Origin of the sequence: Saccharopolyspora mangrovi, from assembly GCF_035320975.1 — a bacterium.
GTDB classification, from domain to species: domain Bacteria; phylum Actinomycetota; class Actinomycetes; order Mycobacteriales; family Pseudonocardiaceae; genus Saccharopolyspora; species Saccharopolyspora mangrovi.
The window spans coordinates 317,678-331,212 of the sequence record NZ_JAWLNX010000001.1; the positions used below are offsets into that span (position 1 = coordinate 317,678).

Annotated in this window: 10 protein-coding genes and 1 tRNA gene; 2 read left to right on the forward strand and 9 right to left on the reverse strand. The window is 69.2% G+C overall.

All coding sequences use genetic code 11. From position 1 onward, the window contains the following. Nucleotides 1-39 precede the first annotated feature (39 nt). On the reverse strand, nt 40-1,209 hold the full coding sequence (locus tag R4I43_RS01605) for a hypothetical protein (protein WP_324263661.1): 1,170 nt from the start codon (nt 1,207-1,209) through the stop codon (nt 40-42). Between the two features lie 97 nt (nt 1,210-1,306). Then, a complete protein-coding gene (locus tag R4I43_RS01610) occupies nt 1,307-2,674 on the reverse strand; it encodes a cystathionine beta-synthase (protein ID WP_324263662.1) in 1,368 nt (455 codons plus the stop codon). A 239-nt stretch (nt 2,675-2,913) separates the two neighbouring features. Here R4I43_RS01610 and R4I43_RS01615 point away from each other — a divergent pair, with 239 nt between their 5' ends. Then, nucleotides 2,914-3,852 (forward strand): SGNH/GDSL hydrolase family protein, encoded by a 939-nt coding sequence (locus R4I43_RS01615; protein WP_324263663.1) that lies wholly within the window; start codon nt 2,914-2,916, stop codon nt 3,850-3,852. A 222-nt stretch (nt 3,853-4,074) separates the two neighbouring features. After that, nucleotides 4,075-5,295, forward strand: coding sequence for an acetyl-CoA C-acetyltransferase (locus R4I43_RS01620; protein WP_324263664.1), 1,221 nt, complete (start codon nt 4,075-4,077; stop codon nt 5,293-5,295). Nucleotides 5,296-5,613: 318 nt separating this feature from the next. Here the strand turns inward: R4I43_RS01620 and R4I43_RS01625 are convergent, their stop codons facing one another. The 7 genes from R4I43_RS01625 to R4I43_RS01655 all read right to left on the reverse strand — a co-directional run bounded on the left by R4I43_RS01625 (nt 5,614) and on the right by R4I43_RS01655 (nt 13,269). Beyond that, nucleotides 5,614-6,405: a Bax inhibitor-1/YccA family protein gene (locus R4I43_RS01625; protein ID WP_324263665.1), complete on the reverse strand. Its 792-nt coding sequence runs from the start codon at nt 6,403-6,405 to the stop codon at nt 5,614-5,616. 142 nt (nt 6,406-6,547) lie between these two features. Continuing rightward, nucleotides 6,548-7,579 carry a membrane protein insertase YidC gene (gene yidC, locus R4I43_RS01630; RefSeq protein WP_324263666.1) on the reverse strand — a complete coding sequence of 344 codons (1,032 nt, stop codon included), beginning with the start codon at nt 7,577-7,579 and terminating at the stop codon, nt 6,548-6,550. A gap of 268 nt (nt 7,580-7,847) precedes the next feature. After that, entirely contained in the window at nt 7,848-8,633 is a 786-nt protein-coding gene (locus R4I43_RS01635; protein WP_324263667.1) for a hypothetical protein, read from the reverse strand. 146 nt (nt 8,634-8,779) lie between these two features. Next, on the reverse strand, nt 8,780-10,120 hold the full coding sequence (locus tag R4I43_RS01640) for an acetamidase/formamidase family protein (protein WP_324263668.1): 1,341 nt from the start codon (nt 10,118-10,120) through the stop codon (nt 8,780-8,782). A 210-nt stretch (nt 10,121-10,330) separates the two neighbouring features. Then, nucleotides 10,331-10,404, reverse strand: a tRNA-Leu gene (locus R4I43_RS01645). Nucleotides 10,405-10,503: 99 nt separating this feature from the next. Beyond that, nucleotides 10,504-11,634 carry an ATP-grasp domain-containing protein gene (locus tag R4I43_RS01650; RefSeq protein WP_324263669.1) on the reverse strand — a complete coding sequence of 377 codons (1,131 nt, stop codon included), beginning with the start codon at nt 11,632-11,634 and terminating at the stop codon, nt 10,504-10,506. 312 nt (nt 11,635-11,946) lie between these two features. Beyond that, entirely contained in the window at nt 11,947-13,269 is a 1,323-nt protein-coding gene (locus tag R4I43_RS01655; protein WP_324263670.1) for an NAD(P)/FAD-dependent oxidoreductase, read from the reverse strand. Nucleotides 13,270-13,535 lie beyond the last annotated feature (266 nt).

The window sequence follows — 13,535 nt, forward strand, 5'->3', positions numbered from 1 at the left end:
CTGGGCAGGCCGGGGGCACTCGGTCGTTTTCGCGTCAGCTCACCACTGCGGCGGCTGCGGCGGCTGGCCGGGCTGCTGCGGGTAGCCGCCCTGCTGGGGGTAACCACCCTGCTGCGGGTAGCCCTGCGGGGGCTGCTGGCCGAACTGCTGCGGCTGCTGGCCGAAGCCCTGCTGCTGGCCGAACTGCTGCGGCTGACCGGGCTGGCCGAACTGCTGCTGCGGCTGCTGCTGGCCGAAGCCGCCCTGCGGCTGCTGCTGGCCGAAGCCGCCCTGCGGCTGCTGGCCGTAGCCACCGACCTGCGCGGCCTGCGCGCCGGAACCGGCGTTGGCCCACTCGCGGACGGCGGGCAGGAACGCCAGCACGGCGAGCGCGATGCCGAACAGGACACCCAACCAACCGGAGATGCCGCTCGGCATCATGATCAGCTGGATGACGGCGACGATGACGCCCACGGCGGCGGCGCCACCGATCATCAGCGCGCCGAGGGCACGCCGCTTCAGCAGCAGGACACCACCGACCACGTAGGAGATGGCCAGCAGCATGCTGACCACGACCAAGACGTACATCAAGCCCACCGGCGGGACGTCGACGCCGAGCTCCTCGGCCTGCGAGGACATCGCCGACAGCGCCGCGAGACCTGCGAAGCTCAGGAACCCGCCGATGATCCCCAGACCACCGAAGACGATGCCCAGGATCGCGCACAGCTTCGCCAGCCCCGGGTTGCCCGGCTCGCTCTGGCCCGGGTAGCCGCCGGCCTGCGGAGGCGGGAAACCGCCCTGGGCCTGCGGGGCCGGGAAGCCGCTGCTGGGAGTGCCCGGCTGCTGCGGGGGCTGCGCCGGGAAGCCACCGGGCTGGCTCTGCGTGCCCGGCTGCTGGTACATCGGCTGCGGGGGCTGCATCGACGGCGGCACCATCGCGGTGGCGTCACCGCCCTGCTGCTGGCCACCGAGGCCCGGCTGCTGGTACATCGGCTGCGGCGGCTGCATCGACGGCGGCACCACCTGGGTGGAGTCACCGCCCTGCTGCGGCTGACCGGCCGGCCGGACGACCTGCGTCGACTCCGACGGCGGCTGCTGCCCCTGCGACTGGACGGGCCGAACGACCTGCGTCGAGTCACCGCCAGCCTGGTTCTCGTCCTGGGGGTCCATCCGGTTCGAAATCGGGTCCGAACCCTGCTGACCGCCGTCCGGCGGCTGCGGAGAGCTCATCGGGTACTACTCCCTTGCGGCGTCCAAAGTCCTGGGCATACTTCGGCCCCACGCTATCTGATGCGAACAGAGCGTAGTGGCCTTCCGGATGAAGTCGTCATCGACCGGCGATGAATCCAAGCACATCTTGACGGGTCACGACCCCGGCGGGTTTGCCGTCGATGAGCACCATCGCCCCGTCCGCACCGGTCAGCGCCGACATCGCCGAGCTGATCTCCTCGCCGGCACCGATCGTCGGCAGCGGCGGTGACATGTGCTGCTCGACGGTGTCGGCCAGGTGCGCGCGGCCCGCGAACAGCGCGTCGAGCAGGTCGCGCTCGTTGACCGCGCCGGCGATCTCGGCCGCCATGATCGGCGGCTCGGCCCGCACGACCGGCATCTGCGAGACGCCGAACTCGCGCAGGATCGCCACGGCCTCGGCGACCGTCTCGCTCGGGTGGGTGTGCACCAGCTCGGGAACCGTGCCGTCCTTGCGGCGCAGCACATCCCCGACGGTGCCGCCGGCGGCGTCGGGCGAGAGGAAGCCGTAGGAGGCCATCCAGGAGTCGTTGAAGATCTTGCCGAGGTAGCCGCGACCGCCGTCGGGCAGCAGCACCACGATCACGTCGTCGGGACCGGCGTTCTCGGCGACCTTGAGGGCCGCGGCCACGGCCATGCCGCAGGAACCGCCGACCAGCAGCGCTTCCTCGTTGGCCAGGCGGCGGGTCATCTCGAAGGACTCGGCGTCGGAGATCGGCACGATCTCGTCGCTGATGCCCCGGTTGTAGGTGGACGGCCAGAAGTCCTCGCCGACGCCTTCGACCAGGTAGGGACGGCCGTGGCCACCGGAGTAGACCGAACCCTCCGGGTCCGCGCCGACGATCTTGACCTTGCCGCCGGAGACCTTCTTCAGGTACTCGCCGGTGCCGGAGATCGTGCCGCCGGTACCGATGCCGGCGACGAAGTGCGTCACCTTGCCCTCGGTCTGCTCCCAGATCTCCGGGCCCGTGGAGTGCACGTGCGACTCGGGGTTCTGCGGGTTGGCGTACTGGTTGGGCTTCCAGGCGCCCTCGATCTCGGAGACCAGCCGGTCCGAGACGCTGTAGTAGGACTCCGGGTGCTCCGGCTCCACGGCGGTCGGGCACACCACGACCTCGGCGCCGTAGGCCTTGAGGACGTTGCGCTTGTCCTCGCTGACCTTGTCCGGGCAGACGAACACGCAGCGGTAGCCCTTGCGCTGCGCGACCATCGCCAGGCCGACACCGGTGTTGCCCGAGGTCGGCTCCACGATGGTGCCGCCGGGCTTGAGCTCGCCCGATGCCTCGGCGGCCTCGATCATGCGCAGCGCGATGCGGTCCTTCACGCTGCCGCCGGGGTTGAGGTACTCCACCTTCGCCAGCACCGGGGTCTTGCCGGTGGCCACCGCGTTCAGCCTGACCAGCGGGGTGTTGCCCACCAGGTCGGTGACGTGCTCGACGTAGTCCACGCCTCGTCCTAAATCCTCGGTTCCGTCCCGCGCGGCGGTCTCCGGCGCGGGTGTGACGCCGAGCGTAATCGGCTGGTCAGGCGCTAACCCACGGGACCTTCCGGACGACACACGGTTCAGGGAAGTTTTTCGGGCCCGGCGGCGTCTTCTCAGCAGGGGATCACGGCGTTTCGCCGGGCGCGCGCCTGGTCAGATGGGTGAGCATTCCCCACCCGGGGTGGTTGCGAGGGAGGGCCGAGATGATCGTGACGAGGACTTTGCGGCTCGCACTGCTGGCAGCCGGCACCGCGGGCGGACTCTCGGGAGCGGCCTACGGCCTGCTCAACGGTCAGGCCGGGCACGCGCGGAAGGTCATCGGCCCCCCGGTCGCCGATCCGCTTCGCGCCGACGGCGTGCACCTGCCCACCGGGGTCGGGCCGGTTCCGCGCAGCGAGGTGCCCGAGGGCGTCCAGCCGCTGGAGCTCGCGGTGCTCGGCGACTCCTCCGCAGCCGGTCTGGGCGCGAACTTCCCGAGCGAGCTGCCGGGCGTCGGGGTGGCCCGGGGCCTGGCCGAGGAGCTGGACGGGCCGGTCCGGCTGACCACCCACGCCATCGTCGGCGCCACGACGCAGGAGCTGTACGCGCAGGTGGACGCGGCGTTGCGACGTCCGCCGGAGGTGGTGCTGATCATCATCGGCGCCAACGACGTGACCTCGAAGCTGCCGGTGTCGCGGTGCGCCGAGCTGCTGGGCGAGCAGGTCCGCAGGTTAGTCGAGGCGGACGTGAAGGTCGTCGTGGGCACCTGCCCCGACCTCGGATCGATCCGGCCGATCCCGCAGCCGCTGCGCTCGGTGGCCAGCCGCTGGAGCCTCGCGCTCGCCCGCGCGCAGCGCCGCGTCGTGGAGGCCAACGGCGGCTACGCCGTCCCCCTGGCCGACCTGCTCTCGCCGGAGTTCCTCGCACGCCCGGCGGAGTTCTTCTCCCCGGACCACTTCCACCCCTCCGGCGCGGGCTACGAAGCGGCCGCCGAGATCCTGCTCCCGGTCATGTGCATGGCCATCGGCGCCTGGCAGGGAGGGCCGCTGCCGCCGGCTCCCACCCGCTCGGAAACGGCCGAAGCCCGCCGTCCCACCAGCAGGATCGTCGCCCACCTCAACCGCCACCTCCACCTCCGCCGCCCAGGACGCCCCCTGGGCTGATCCGATTTCAATGGAAGTCCGGGTTCTGATTTCCATTGAAATCGGGTCCCTGATTTCCACTGAAACCGCGCACCCGGGGTGCTGGAACCTCGCACCTCGGGTACCGACCGGTCGGTTTGGGGGTTGTCGGTGAGTGGCGTCACCGACAGGATGGGTTCAACGGCTCTAAAGTGACCCGTCAGTAACCGCACTTTCGCGCCCCGGCGAACGAAGGAGTTCCCCATGCCCGAAGCAGTCATCGTCTCCGCCGCGCGCTCCCCCATCGGCCGCGCCGGCAAGGGATCGCTGAAGGACATCCGCCCGGACGACCTGACGGCCCAGATCGTCAAGGCCGCGCTGGAGAAGGTTCCCGAGCTCAACCCCGCCGACATCGACGACCTGATGCTGGGCTGCGGTCTGCCCGGGGGCGAGCAGGGCTTCAACATGGCCCGCGTGGTCGCCGTGCTGCTCGGCCACGACCAGCTGCCCGGCACCACCGTCACCCGCTACTGCTCGTCGAGCCTGCAGACGACCCGGATGGCCCTGCACGCCATCAAGGCCGGTGAGGGCGACGTGTTCATCAGCGCCGGTGTCGAGACGGTGTCCCGCTTCGCCAAGGGCTCCTCGGACTCGCTGCCCGACACCCACAACCCGATCTTCGCCGACGCCGAGGCCCGCACCCAGCAGACCGCCGAGCAGGGCGCGGAGAACTGGACCGACCCGCGCGAGCTCGACGTCGTCCCGGACGTCTACATCCCGATGGGCCAGACCGCCGAGAACCTGGCGCGGCTCAAGGGCGTCACCCGCGACGAGATGGACGACTTCGGCGTCCGCTCGCAGAACCTCGCCGAGAAGGCCATCGCCAACGGCTTCTGGTCGCGCGAGATCACCCCGGTCACCACCCCGGACGGCACCGTCGTCTCCGCCGACGACGGCCCGCGCGCGGGCGTGACCAAGGAGGGCGTGGCCGGTCTCAAGCCGGTGTTCCGCCCCGACGGCCGGATCACCGCCGCCAACTGCTGCCCGCTCAACGACGGCGCCGCCGCCCTGGTGATCATGAGCGACACCAAGGCCAAGGAGCTCGGCCTGACCCCGCTGGCCCGGGTTGTGTCGACCGGCGTGTCCGGCCTGTCGCCGGAGATCATGGGCCTCGGCCCGGTGGAGGCCTCCAAGCAGGCCCTCAAGCGCGCGGGCATGAGCATCGACGACATCGACCTGGTCGAGATCAACGAGGCCTTCGCCGCGCAGGTCATCCCTTCCTACCAGGACCTGGGCATCCCGCTGGAGAAGCTGAACGTCAACGGCGGCGCCATCGCCGTGGGCCACCCGTTCGGCATGACCGGTGCCCGCATCACCACCACGCTCATCAACTCCCTGCAGTTCCACGACAAGCAGTTCGGCCTGGAGACGATGTGCGTCGGCGGTGGCCAGGGCATGGCCATGGTCCTGGAGCGCCTCAGCTGACCTGGGCTTTCACGATCACCCAGTGATCCGGTCCCCGGTCGCGGCAGTCGTCGGGGACCGGATTACGGCGGTAATCAGGACCCGGATTACGGCAGTAACCAGGACCCGGATTACGGCAGTAACCAGGACCCGGATTACGGCGGTAATCAGGGTCCGGATTACGGCGGTAATCAGGGTCCGGATTACGGCAGTAATCAGGACCCGGATTACGGCAGTAACCAGGGTCCCGGTTACCCCGTGGTTCGGTTCCGGGAGCAGAGACGACAGTGGCCCGCCACCCCGAGGGGCGGCGGGCCACTTCGCGTTGCGGGCTCCGCGTCAGTCGCTGCTGGAGAAGTACGACAGCAGGCGGAGGATCTCCAGGTACAGCCAGACCAGGGTGGTCATCAGGCCGAAGGCGATGTACCAGGCGAACTTGGCGTCCACACCGCTGCGGATCGCCTTGTCGGCGGCGTCGAAGTCCAGCAGGAAGCTGAACGCCGCGATGCCGATGCACAGCAGGCTGAAGGCGATGCCCAGCGGGCCCGCCTCGCGCAGGCCGAGACCGCCCTGCGTGAAGAAGCCGGCGACCAGGTTGACCAGCATCAGCACCGCCGCACCCGCGATGGCGCCGATGATCCACTTGGTCAGCTTCGGCGTCACCCGGATCGCGCCGGTCTTGTAGACGACCAGCATGGCGGCGAAGACGCCGAGGGTGCCCACGATCGCCTGCATGATGATGCCCGGGTTGAACATCGCGGCGAACGCGTAGCTGATGCCACCGAGGAACACGCCCTCGAGCGCCGAGTAGGCCACGACCAGGGCCGGCCGGACCTTCTTGGTGAAGACGATGACCAGCGCGATGACCAGCGCGGCCAGAGCGGCGGGCAGCGCCAGACCGACCGCCGGCGGACCGACCAGGTAGGTCAGCGCCGCGGTGATCACCGCCAGCGTGAGCGTGATCGCAGTCTTGGTGACCACGTCGTCGATCGTCATCGGACGCGCGGTCTGCGGGGGAGCAGCCGGCGCCTGGCCGTAGGGCGACTGCTGCCCCTGGCCGTAGTTGAAGTTCGCGTAGCCCCCGGCCATTTCCGGCAGCTTGCGGAACGCGGGGTTGCTCGTTGTGCGCAACTCATCCTCCTGGGCGTACTTGCGCCGTCACCAGATCCAACGACCGGCGTTCCCGATCAGTTCCCGGTTCGGTAAAACCGGACTTTACCTGACGCGAAAGGCCGGTGGACACAAGATCCACCGGCCTTTACCCGCGAGTGATCTAACGCCGCTTCTTCGCTCTGGACGCCTGCTTGCCAGGGCGGTTCTTCGGCTGGCTCTTCTTGCCGCCCGGTTTGCCGCCCGGCCGCTGACCAGGGGCGGGCTTGGCGGGCTTGGCCTCGGTGGCGGTGGCCGTGGTGGCCTCGCCCTCCGTGGAGGTCTCGCCCTTGGCGTCGCGGACCGGCTTCTGACCAGGCTTGGGACGAGGCGTGGCCTTCTTGGCCTCGATCTCCTTCTGCCGCTCGCGCTCCTGCTCGGCGTCGATCTTCTTGGTCAGGAAGTGCTGCTGGCCGAGCGTCCAGACGTTGTTGGCCAGCCAGTACAGCAGCACGGCGATCGGCAGGAACCAGCCGGAGACGATCGCACCGATCGGTGCGATGTACATCATGAACTTGGCCATCATCGCCGACTGCGGGTTGGCCATCGAGGCGTCGGTCTGCTTCTTCACCGACAGCCGCATGGTGAAGAACGTGGCGACCGAGGCGATCAGCATCAGCGGGATGCCGACGATCATCATCGAGGTCCGGTCGGTGCCGAACAGCGCCAGCTCCTGGGCGGGCTGGGTGATCCAGTTCGACAGCTTCGCGCCGAAGATGTCGGCCTGGATGAACGAGTCCACCCCGGCCTTGTCGAAGACGAAGTTGCTCTCCGCGCCCGGGTGGAAGTTCCGCAGGACGTGGAACAGGCTCAGGAAGACGGGGATCTGCAGCAGCGCGGGCAGGCAGCCGCCGAGCGGGTTGACCCCGTGCTCGGACTGCAGCTTCTGCATCTCCTGCGCCATGCGCTGGCGGTCGTTCTTGTACTTCTCGCGCAGCTTCTGGATGTGCGGCGCGAACTTGGCCATCTTGCGACCGGCGCGCATCTGGCTCAGCGCGGGCTTGATCAGCACCGTGCGCAGCGTGAACACCAGGAAGAACACGGCCAGGGCCCAGGAGAACCCGTTGTCCGGCCCGAGCACGGTTCCGAAGATCTTGTGCCAGAACCACAAGATCGCCGATACCGGGTAGAGGATGAAGGAGAAGAAACTTTCCACTCAGCTACTCCTGGTCATGGGCCGCTGGAGGGCGAGCGCCCGACGTCGTTTCCATCCGGCGCAACCCGGGCCGTGCGTGCGCGGCTGAACCCACCTGAAACGCAGGTCCGGCCAGTTCAAGGGTGCCATGCCCGGGCGCGCGACGGCGTCCACCCCCTGGCAGTCCACCACCACGCGCTCCGACCACGGAACGTTTGCGCAGGTCACGCGGACAGGTGACATGCGCGATACCGGACCCGGCGCGCCCCGGGTCCGGTTCAACCCAGCGTCACCGCCGGAGCGCTCGCGCGATGATCCGGCCGGCGAAGAGGTAGATCAGCGCGGCCAGGCCGTAGTTGAGCACCAGGCCGATCGTCGCGTCACCCGGTGTGAACACGTCACCGAGGCCGAGCACGAAGAACTTCGCGGTGCCGTAGGTGAAGGCCACGAAGTCGTTGTCCTGGTTGGCGCCGGTCACCGAGAAGATGATGTGCAGCACGAACACCAGCGCGATCAGGGCGCTGAACACCTGGACCGTGCGGCCGATGGCGTCGGCGCTGGGGCCGTGGAACCGGTCCCGATCGCGGTCGCGGCGGTCGTAGTCCCGGTCGCGGCGGTCGTAGTCGTCGCGGTAGCGGTCGCGCTCGGGTTCCCGGTAGCGGTCGTCGTACCGGTCGTCCCGGTAGTCGTAGCCGTAGGGATCGGCGTACGGATCGTCCCGGTAGCCGTCGACGCGCTGGTCGATGCGGGTCTCCGGGTACGGGTTGTTGGCGGGCGGCTGGTAGCCGGGAACCCCGCCGGGCGGCTGCTGCTGCGGCGGCGGGTACTGCGGCGGCATCGGCTGCTGCGGCTGACCGCCCATCGGCGGCTGCGGCGGCATCTGCTGCGGCGGAGGTCCGGGCGGCGCCTGTCCGGGCGGGTGCTGCGGCGGCCTCGGCTGACCGCCCGGCGGTGGTCCCGGCGGGCCGGGAGGCGGCCCGGGCTGCTGAGGCCCGCCCTGGGGCGGTCCCGGCTGCTGCGGTCCTGGCTGCCCCGGTCCCGGCCGTCCGGCCCGGGGGTCTCGCTCGTAGGCCATGAGCGCGCATTGTCGCGGTTACCCCACCCGGCGCGAAACCCCCACCGGGTAGCCGCCCCCGGCGGAACCGCACCACGGGCACCACCGGTTCGCCGGGCGTCGCGGACCCGGCCCCGCGACGCCCGGCGCAAGACCGGGCAGAGCGATCAGCCGACGTCGAAGTGCTCCTTGCGGATCATCGCGTGCACCCCGACGGTCTTGTCCACGACCTGCGACAACTCGAAGTCCGCTGCCGCCGAGAGGTAGGCGTAGGCGACCGCGCGATCCATGCCCCTGTCGTGCTCCAGGAAGTCGAGGGCGTTGACCACCGCGCGCCGCATCGCGACGTCGAGATCGCCGCCCTGGCCGTGCTGGGAACCGTCCGGATCCGACAGCCCGACCGGGATCCACGCGTCCGAGGTTTCACCGAACGGATACCGGAACGCGACCGAGGGGGCGTCGCCGGAACCCGGCTTGCACACCGTCAGCCGGAAGGTGGCGCGCAGCGAACCCTCCATCGCGGTGAGCGCGACCTCGCCACCACCCATCGCCATGTGCGAGTCGCCGACGTAGAACAGCGCGCCTTCGGAGAACACCGGTAGGTAGAAGCTGGTGCCCACGACGAGCCGGTTGATGTCGATGTTGCCGCCACCGATGTTGGGCGGCACCGAGTTCAGCGCCGGGTCGTTGAGCTCGCCCGCCTCGGCGAACGCGACGCCCATCGTCCCCATGAACGGCTCGAGCGGGAACCTCACCTGCCCCTTCCCGGCGGGCAGAACGCCGACGTCACCGTCGATCGGGGCGAACACCGAGACGTTGCCGTAGGCCTCCGGGTTCCCGGTGCCGCGACCGTCGGTGCCGACCGGCGGCATGATCTCCGCACGGCTGATGCCGGCGGGCACTCCGTCGTCGGGAAGGCTTGGCAGCGCGCCCTTCCCGTGCCTGCTGGAGATCACGCCGTAGGGCACGCGCGGCCGCATCGAGACCATGTCGACCTTGAGCACGTCGCCGGGTTCGGCGCCGTCGACGTGCACCGGGCCGGTGATCACGTGCGGCCCGTCGGCGTCGAAATCCCGTCTGGTGCGGTCGTAGTCGCGCGCGATGAGCACCGCGTCGTCGAGCACCTGCTCGCGCGGGACCCCGTGCTGAGCGAAGTAGCCGATCGGATCGCGGCCCTGGTCTTCGAGGATGCCTTCGTGGGAGACGGTGTCGATGGTGACCGTCTCGCCGGAGCGCATCCGCAGCACGGGTTCGCTGCCGAGCGCCGGGACGTACCCCCAGCGGACCTCTTCGGGCAGCGAGCGCAGGTAGTGCCGGCCGTCGATGGGCCCGGTGCCGGGTTGCAGGACTTCGCGCGGCCTCCGCACCGGCGCGGGTGCCGCCGCTGCGGGGAGCGACGTCGCGGCCGCCCCGCCCGTGCCGATGGCGGTGGCCGCGCGCAGGAAGTCGCGCCGTCCGATCCCGGCGACCAGCGCGTCCCGCAGGGACCCGGCTTCGTCTCGTGCCACGTGCTCTCCCCCTCTTCACCTGTTCGAGCGAGATCACGCTAGTGGCCAGGTCATGTCACCTGCGTGAACGCGCGTGAACCCGGCGAAACAGATTGCCGAGCACGAAAAAGGTTCAGCAACAAGGAGAACCGTCAAGATCACCCGAAAGGGTCGCCCGAAATGCGCGGATGGAGGCGGTGTGCGGGCGGTTGACCCGTTAGATTGGAAAAGTGCCCCCGGTCGGGTTCGAACCGACACTCTGACGATTTTAAGTCGTCTGCCTCTGCCAGTTGGGCTACGGGGGCCAGGCTTCACACCGGCACGCGTGCCGGTACGCCACTACGACGTGGCGAGATCGCGTAAGGTTCCCGCGCGCGCGAAGATTCCGCACATTCGTGGTCCGGTCACCAGCTGCCCCATTCGCCCACCGCCGCCGACACCGCGAGTTCGTCGAACCGCGAGCGCACCCAGTCGTGCACCGCTCCGGACACGTCCTTGCTGTCCGCGCGCTGCTCGAACCAGCGCCAGTCGCAGTTGACGTTGACCTCCAGGAACGCCCACTCGTCCCCGACCCGCAGCAGGTCGAACCCCGCCACGTCCAGCTGCCAGCGCTCGCACAACCGCAGCAGCCGCTCGGTCAGCTCCTCCGGCACGTCGACCGGCTCCACCGCGACGGACTCCGGGTCGACCCAGAGCTGCGCGGGGTCGAGCTTGTTCACCCGGAACCCGATCGCGCGCTCCCCCACCACGAAGACCCGCAGCTCCTCGTCGGCGTCGAGGTACTGCTGCACCAGCACCGGAGCCGGTTCGCGCGCCTCGCCGCCGGTGCGGCGGATGTCCAGCGGCTGCGGGAAGAGCCCGCGCAGCGCACCGGGTTCGGGTTCGAGCATGTGGTGGCCCGCGGCCTTGACGATGCACTGCGCGCCGCCGGGGCGGCTGCGCCCGGGCATGGTGGTCACGGCGGTGCGCGGCACGCGCAGGCCGACCGACGCCGCTCCTTGCAGCTGCGTCAGCCGGTCGAGTCCGCTGGACCGCCCCGTGTTCACCTGCTCCCAATCGTCGCGCGCCGTCAGCCAGTCGCCGACCGCCTGCCACTGCTCCCGAACATAGGCCCCGTAGACCGTTGCGGGATCGACGGGTACTGCCGTCATGTCGAAGTGTCGCCGCCAGATCAGCACCGGGCGCAAGAGCCAGCGGTGGAATTCGATCAGAGGAGTATCGGCGTAGACCGTCAGTGGCAGGTCCAGGCAGCGGTCGGCGTCGATGCGCACCATGCGGATGTCGTTGTCGGCCAGGGCCAGGGAGAGGTCGTTCATCTCCATGTCCGTGGCGCGCGAGAGCACGACCACGCAGGGCACCGGGTCGCCGGGCTCCTCCTCGATGAGCCCCGCCTGGTACATGCGCTCCTGGAAGTCCAGCGGTGTGTCCGGCGCGCGGACGAAGTAGTCCTGCCCCTGGAGCAGCACCGGCGTCGGGCGGAGCTCAGGCTCGACCCGTTCCCCCAGATCAGCGGGCCGGTGTTCGGCCGCGCTCATGATCAGTCGTCCTTCTTCCGGAACACCTTCGACGCTTCGGCGTAGTCCGCTTCGAATTCGGCGATCGGGCCGTCCTGCACATCCCCACTGCGCAAGATCGCGGCCAGTTCTTTCAGCGTCAAGGGATTCACCCCTTCCCCCGTGCGACGCATACTTTCAGGTGAAGACTTGACCTCAGTCTTCGTTTACCCGCTACTGATTGTCAAGGATAGCGGGGTGCCTTGTCCACCGCTCGGACGAGGATCTTGAAAACATGGAGGCCGCGCGTCATCGTCGACGCGCGGCCTGGGTGGCGATCGGCTCGATGGTGCGTCAGCTCGCCGCGGCCCGCTCGAAGGCGGCGCGCGGGTTCTCGATCTGACCCATGGACACGGCTTCCCGCTTGAACAGGAAGGCCAACGTCCAGTCGATGACGATCCGCATCTTCCGGTTGAACGTGGGCATCCGGCTCACGTGGTAGCTGCGGTGCATGAACCAGGCGACGAAGCCCTTGGCCTTGAAGCCGTAGACGTCGGCGACGCCCTTGTACAGGCCCAGACCGGCGACCGAGCCGGCGTAGGCGTGCCGGTACGCCTTGGTCGGCTTGTCCCGCAGGGAGGCCAGCACGTTCTTGGCGAGCTGGTCGGCCTGGCGGACCGCGTGCTGCGCGGACGGGGCGCAGGTGGCGGCCGGGTCCTCGTCGGTCTTGGACAGGTCCGGCACGGCGGCGACGTCACCGGCGGCCCAGACCCCGGGCAGCCCCTCGACCTGCAGGTGCGCGGAGGCCTTGACGCGGCCCCGCTCGTCCAGCGGCAGGTCGCTGTTCTTGACCACCGGGTTGGCCTTCACACCCGCGTTCCACACCAGGGTGTCGGTGTCGAACTCCGTGCCGTCGGACAGGACCGCGTGACCGCCCTCGACCGACTTCAGGAAGGTGTTCAGGTAGACCTTGATGCCGCGCTCTTCGAGGGCCTTGACGACGTAGACGCCCATCTTCTCGCTGACCTCGGGCATCACCCGGCCGGCGGCTTCGACGAGCACCCAGGACATGTCGTCCGGGCTCACGTTCTGGTAGTCACGGCTCGCGTAGCGGGCCATGTCCTCCAGCTCGGCCAGCGCCTCGACGCCCGCGAACCCGCCACCGACGAAGGTGAAGGTGAGCAGCCGCTTGCGCAGCTCCTCGTCGTCGGTGTTGGCCGCGGCGTCCATCTTGGCCAGCACGTGGTTGCGCAAGTACGTCGCCTCGCCCACGGTCTTGAGCCCGATGCCTTCCTCGGCGAGGCCGGGGATCGGCAGCAGTCGGGAGACCGAGCCCAGCGCCACGACGAGGACGTCGTAGGCGAGCGTCTCGGTACCGCTCTGCGGGTTCTCGATCGTGACGAGCTTCTCGTTGTGCTTGATCTCGGTGACAGATGCGGTGATCACATGGCACCGCTTCAACACTCGTCGCAGTGGCGCTACCACGTGGCGGGGTTCAACCGAACCCGCGGCCGCTTCCGGCAGGAAGGGCTGGTAGGTCATGTGCGGCTGAGGATCGACGACCGTCACGGAGGCCTCACGACGCCCCAGCTTCTTCTGCAGCTGAAGTGCCGTGTACATGCCGACGTAACCGCCGCCGAGGATGAGAATCCGCGTGGGATCGGATTTACCAGCCATGTCTTTATCGTCGCACCACATACCGTGACCGCGCTGCAGCTACCCCCCTTAATGTGACGCCAGTCGCGAGTGGCATCGATCACGATCAACGCGCGGTAGGCGACCATACGCGCTGCGTACGCGCTCTGTAACGAAAAAGCGCTGAGGGCGACGTCGACCAGACGTCGCCTCTGGTGTCAGGGGGTCTGATTGGGCCTACCCTACCGAATCTTCGGCGGGAAGGGCCAAGCCCGCACCATTTCTTGATCAAGTTGACCGCGACCAGC